The organism is Synechococcus sp. H55.9, assembly GCF_047462355.1.
Lineage (GTDB): Bacteria > Cyanobacteriota > Cyanobacteriia > Thermostichales > Thermostichaceae > Thermostichus.
In genome coordinates this window covers 19,261-23,503 of record NZ_JANSJB010000036.1, presented here as the reverse complement: position 1 = coordinate 23,503, position 4,243 = coordinate 19,261, and the positions used below count along the sequence as shown (strand labels likewise).

5 protein-coding genes and 1 pseudogene are annotated in these 4,243 nt (G+C 61.5%); 4 read left to right on the top strand and 2 right to left on the bottom strand.

What is annotated here, in order from left to right; genetic code table 11:
* On the bottom strand, positions 1–458 hold a 458-nt coding region (locus tag NW857_RS06525; RefSeq protein WP_414368391.1), incomplete at its 3' end, for an alpha/beta fold hydrolase.
* 194 nt (positions 459–652) lie between these two features.
* On the opposite strand from NW857_RS06525, the gene NW857_RS06520 reads away from it, so the two are divergent.
* The 3 genes from NW857_RS06520 to cbiE are packed head-to-tail and all read left to right on the top strand — an operon-like array spanning position 653 to position 3,169.
* Complete coding sequence (locus tag NW857_RS06520) at positions 653–1,282, top strand: cobalt-precorrin-8X methylmutase (protein ID WP_414335343.1); 630 nt, start codon at positions 653–655, stop codon at positions 1,280–1,282.
* Between the two features lie 33 nt (positions 1,283–1,315).
* The gene (locus tag NW857_RS06515) at positions 1,316–1,921 is read left to right on the top strand and encodes a hypothetical protein (protein ID WP_414368390.1); all 606 of its coding nucleotides are present in this window, start codon (positions 1,316–1,318) and stop codon (positions 1,919–1,921) included.
* Positions 1,922–3,169: a precorrin-6y C5,15-methyltransferase (decarboxylating) subunit CbiE gene (gene cbiE, locus NW857_RS06510; protein WP_414368388.1), complete on the top strand. Its 1,248-nt coding sequence runs from the start codon at positions 1,922–1,924 to the stop codon at positions 3,167–3,169. It abuts the gene before it with no gap.
* Between the two features lie 34 nt (positions 3,170–3,203).
* Here cbiE and NW857_RS06505 read toward each other — a convergent pair whose 3' ends face one another.
* Positions 3,204–3,800: an NYN domain-containing protein gene (locus NW857_RS06505; protein ID WP_414335330.1), complete on the bottom strand. Its 597-nt coding sequence runs from the start codon at positions 3,798–3,800 to the stop codon at positions 3,204–3,206.
* Positions 3,801–3,995: 195 nt separating this feature from the next.
* On the opposite strand from NW857_RS06505, the pseudogene NW857_RS06500 reads away from it, so the two are divergent.
* Positions 3,996–4,243 (top strand): annotated as a pseudogene (locus NW857_RS06500) (DNA/RNA nuclease SfsA); the annotation flags it as partial.

The following is a 4,243-nucleotide window of genomic DNA, read 5'->3' as shown; positions in this document are numbered from 1 at the left end:
GGCTGTTGGATGTGGGCATACCAAAACTCGTACACCTGCTCCACCCACAGATCGACGCTGTAGGCGATCTCCGGCTTGGCGCTTTTCCCAAATCCCAGCAAGTCAAGGGCATAGACGGGGCGCTGGGATCCCAAGGGAACAATGTTATGGCGCCAATGGCCCACCGAGGCTCCCAAGCCATGGATCAAGATGGCCGGAGCCGCCGTCAAGTTCACCTGGCCCTTGGAGGTTTGGGCGCGACTGGGGGTGTAGGTGAAATGGATAGACCAGCCACGCCAGAGCCAGGTTTGGGAATGGCCATAGCGAGGGAGCACGGCAAGGGGATCCCTGTTGCCGACCGAAGAGGGGGGCGGCGCGAGGGGAGGGGAGCTTGCCCCGCCGACAGCAGCAGAGGGAGAAAAGTTGGGTTCAGGCAAGGGAGGAGCGTGTGACAACAACAGGCCCATCTCCACCAGCATAGACCGAACTTAGCGGCTGCTTCGGGGCGTCTAGAGTGGAACTAAAGGGGCGTCTCTCTCAGGTAACCCTTTTGAGCACAGCTTTTCTGGACGTTCTGCGCGACTTTCCCCGAACAAGACTGCTCGCGTCAGCAGGACGTAGAAACCACCCTAGCCGAACCATGGCTCCGCCTGTGGATCCCACGATGGCTGAGATGATGGATGAGACAGCTTGGATAGACCCCATTACGGCGGCCAGCTTTCGCCAGATCGACCAAGAGATCGGCCCCCACCCGTGGCAAGGGATCCCCTACGAGATCGTGCGCCGCGCCATCCACGCCACTGCCGATTTTGAGCTGCGGGATCGCTTTGTGTTTAGCCCCACGGCGGTCGAGGTGGGGCTGGCGGCCCTGCGGCAGCAAAGGCCCGTGGTGGTGGATGTGAGGATGGTGGCTGCCGGGATCCAAGCTGGCCTTGAGGCGCAGGGGATCCCGCTCTATTGCGCTTTGGACTGGGTGGAAGACCCCCCCGCGGCAGGGCAAACCCGCACTGCCCAGGGGATGATCCAGGTGGCCCGCCGCTACCCGGAAGCCATCTTTGTTGTCGGCAATGCGCCCACGGCGCTGCTGGCGCTGGTGGAAGAGATTCGGGCAGAGCGGATCCGGCCCAGCCTGGTGATCGGGGTGCCGGTGGGCTTTGTGGCCGTGGAGGAGGCCAAACAGGCATTGGCACAAACGGATGTCCCCCAGATTCGGGTGGAGGGCCGCAAAGGCGGATCCCCGGTGGCCGCTGCCATTGTCAATGCTCTGCTGCTGGCCGCTCGCCGGGATCCCATTCCCAACTGACTAGAATTGGAACGACATCTTCAGACCTTTCCCATGACCCCCGAACAAGAGGAGTGGCTGATCCGCAACCTTCAGCTCCAACAAGAACAGCTTCAAGAGCTGCGGGCTGAGCAGCAGCGGGCCGCCCAGCGCTTTGAGGCCCAGATGACGGAAATGCGACAGGCCTTTGCAGCCCAGATCGCCGAGATCCGAGCCGAGCAGCAGCGGGCCGCTGAGCGTTTCTCCGCCGAGATCGCCGAGATCCGGGCCGAACAGCAGCGGGCCGCCGAGCGCTTTGAGGCCCAGATGGCTGCAATGCGAGCCGAGCGGCAGGCCATCGAAGCCCAGCTCCAGACCGAAATCCAGGAGATCCGGGCGTTAATTCAGCACAACCAGGAGCGGATTCGCCAGAACGAAGAGCGGGGAGATGAGCTGGAGAGGGCCATCCAGGAGTCTCGCCGCGATATGCAGGCCGGGTTTGCCGAGCTGAGGGAAGCGCAAGCCATGATGATGGAGCAATTTCGGGAGCGGGATGGCCGCCTGATCGAGGCTCATCTGGGCTTTATTCGGGAAATGCGGGAGATGCAGCGGGAAGTAGCGGAGCTGCGCCTGGATTTTCTCAACCACATGCGCCAGTACCACCCGCCTGTCGAACGCTAGATGGCGAGCCGGTTGCCTCAGCTTGCGGTCGTAGGGGTAGCTGGAGATGGCTCGGTGGCCTCTTGGGCGATTCCCCCCCTCTCCCAAGCGCAAACCCTGGCCGGGCCCCCCAGCCTGCTGCAGCACTTTGCCGACCATCCGGCTCGCCAGATCCGGCTTACTGGATCGGTGGAAAGTTGGATCCCGCTTTTGCAAAAGGAGCTGGCACAGGGATCCCTGGTTTTATTGGCCAGCGGGGATCCCCTGTTTTTTGGGATTGGGCGCCTGCTGACCCAGTATTTCCCGGCGGAGCAACTGGCTTTTTACCCCCAAGTCAGCTCGGTGCAGTTGGCCCTCAACCGCCTGCAGATCCCCTGGCAGGAGGCCACCATTCTCAGTCTGCACGGGCGGGGAATGGAGCCGTTGGAACCCGCTCTCAAACAGGGATCCCCTGTGATTGTGGTGCTTACCGACCCAGAGCACACGCCAGCCAGCTTGGCCCAGTTCATTGCCGACCTGCGGTTGCCGGTGCGCTACCAGGGCTGGGTATGCAGCCAACTGGGATCCCCCCACGAGCAGATCCTGCCTCTGCAGGAAGGTGAGAACTCCGCTTTCCCCAGCCCCAATCTGGTGGTGTTGCGCCGCGTTGACCCGGAACCGGATCCCCGCCGCTGGCCCCTAGTCGGGATCCCCGACGACCAGTTCCACACCTTTCCCGACCAGCCCGGCCTGATCACCAAGCAACCCATCCGCCTGCTCACCCTGGGGGCCTTGCAATTGCCGCGGCAGGGAGTGGTGTGGGATGTCGGGGCCGGCACCGGCTCCGTGGCCGTAGAGATCGCCCGCCTCTCCCCCCAGCTCCAGGTCTATGCCGTTGAGCGCAACGCCATGGGTATTTGTCTCATCCGGCGCAACCGCCAACGCTTCGGCCTGGAGAACCTGCACGTGATCCCCGGGGCAGCGCCCCAGGTGCTGGCCGACTTGCCGGATCCCGATCGGGTGTTGCTGGGGGGAGGCGGCAAAGGGATCCGCGATCTGCTGCCGGTGGTGGCGGCCCGCCTGCAGCCTGAGGGGATCTTGGTGGTCAACTTTGCCACCCTGGAAACCTGCAGCGAAACCCTGCAATGGCTGCGCTCGCAGGGCTGGCAGGTGCGGCTAGAACACATCCAGATCTCCCGCTCCACAGCCCTGGCAGAAGGCACCCGCTTCGCCCCCCTTAACCCCGTTTACCTGCTGCAGGGGATCCCTTCAACTTTGCAATCTCGCTGAACCCCCTCCTTTGGGGTGGGGGGTGAGAGAAAAATTACCCCTCATCCTCCTCGTCGGTGGTGAACCCGGGTCGGTACAGATAGGAGGGGCGATTGGTCTTCTTAATTTGGTCTTTGAGGGATTCTAGGTCGATGTAGCGATCTGCCAAGTTGATCAGTTGGTCGCTGGTCATGGAACGCAAGCTGACCACCTCCACCCGTGCCCCTTGGTAGCTGACGGCATTGACCGCGTAGGCCAAATCCCCATCGCCGCTCACCAGCACTGCCGTCTCGTACCAACGCACCAGCGACAACATGTCCACAGCAATTTCCACATCTAGGTTGGCCCGCTTGGATCCATCGGGCAGTTGGGTCAGCTCTTTGGTAACCACGCGGTAGCCGTTGCGACGCATCCAGAGCAAAAACCCCTGCTGCTTTTCGTTGTTGCGATCGACGCCGGTGTAGAAAAAGGAGCGCAGAAGGGGAGAACGGCCGGTTAGCGTCTTCAGCAGGCGGGTGTAGTCGATCTCAATGCCCAGTTGCAGAGCGGCATAGAACAGATTGGATCCGTCGATGAAGATGGCCACACGACCACGGTTGTCCTGCAACGGATCCGAAGGCTGAAAGCCGGGATCGGGGTCAAGACGCAACATTCGGCTTTTCTTCTCCAAGTGGTTTTGGCAAAGGGATAGAAAAAGGTAAGGTATTAAAGGATATATGAACAAGGCATCGGCAAAAAAAGGCCCTGGCCGGGGAGATACGTCATTTACCCTAGCGCAGGAAACACCCCACCCCTGGAAGACTTCCAAAATCCTAAAGAAAAAATACTTATCGGAGAGCTCTTGCGAATGACAGGCCAACAGGGGGCGCTGCCCTATCGTTTCCCGACCTCCCTGCACAGAGGGGTGTTGCGCAGCCGCTACAAGCGCTTCTTTGCCGAGGTGGAGCTGGAAAATGGGCAACAGGTAACCGCTCACTGCCCCAACACCGGGCCGATGACGGGGGTTTGCCAGGTAGGGGCACCTGTGTACCTCTCCCATCACCCCGATCCCAAGCGCAAATTGGCCTACACCTGGGAGATGATCCAGGTGGAAGG